1 protein-coding gene is annotated in these 1,145 nt (G+C 76.9%); it reads left to right on the forward strand.

What is annotated here, in order from left to right:
- The coding region (locus A5780_RS41010; protein ID WP_197521769.1) for a hypothetical protein at nt 1-1,145 on the forward strand (1,145 nt) is incomplete at both ends.

Genomic DNA, 1,145 nt, shown 5'->3' on the forward strand with positions numbered 1-1,145 from the left:
TTGGCGGCACCGTCCAAGGCGCCTCCCAGCTCAGAGCCCACGCCGGTCACCGCACCCGCCGCACCGGACAACCCCGCCCCCAAGTCACCCGCCGCATTCAGCGCACCACCAAGGCCGGCACCCGCATCGGCAACACCGCCCAGCGCGCCTCCCAGTCCTGCACCGGCATTCGCCGCGCCGCCCAACGCGCCACCGAGTTCGGAGCCCACCCCGCTCGCAGCACCCGCGGCACCGGACAGCCCCGCACCCAAGTCACCCGCCGCATTCAGCGCACCACCCACACCCGCACCGGCATTCGCCGCACCACTCAGCGCACCTCCCAGACCAGCACCCGCGTTGGCGGCACCGTCCAAGGCGCCTCCCAGCTCAGAGCCCACGCCGGTCACCGCACCCGCCGCACCGGACAACCCCGCGCCCAGGTCACCGGCCGCATTCAGCGCACCGCCGAGACCCGCTCCCGCATCGGCAACACCGCCCAGCGCGCCACCGAGACCGGCACCGGCGTTGGCCGCACCGCCCAACGCGCCACCGAGTTCGGAGCCCACCCCGGTCGCGGCGCCCGCCGCACCGGACAGCCCCGCACCCAAGTCACCCGCCGCATTCAGCGCACCACCCAGCGCACCGCCGAGACCCGTACCGGCCTCCGCCGCGCCGCCGAGCGCACCACCGAGACCCGCTCCCGCGTTGGCAACACCGCCCAGCGCGCCACCGAGACCGGCACCGGCGTTGGCCGCACCGCCCAACGCGCCACCGAGTTCGGAGCCCACCCCGGTCGCGGCGCCCGCCGCACCGGACAGCCCCGCACCCAGGTCACCCGCCGCATTCAGCGCACCGCCCAGCGCACCGCCGAGGCCCGCGCCCGCTGCTGCCGCACCGCCCAGGGCGGTCCCGAGGCCGGCACCGGCTTCCGCCGCGCCCCCCAGGGCACCGCCGAGGCCCGCGCCCAGACCGGTTTCGAGTCCGGTGCCGAGTTCACCTCCGGCGTTCAGGGCACCTCCGAGGGCTGCGCCGAGGCCGGCACCGGCTTCGGCCGCACCCCCGAGCGCTCCGTTGAGTTCGGTTCCCAAGCCCGCGCCGGCTTCGGCCGCGCCGCTCAGCGCTCCGCCGAGCCCGGCGCCGAGGCCGGAGATGCCGGCGCCGAGATC

Origin of the sequence: Nocardia sp. 852002-20019_SCH5090214 (assembly GCF_001665865.1) — a bacterium.
Classification (GTDB): Bacteria; Actinomycetota; Actinomycetes; order Mycobacteriales; family Mycobacteriaceae; genus Nocardia; species Nocardia nova.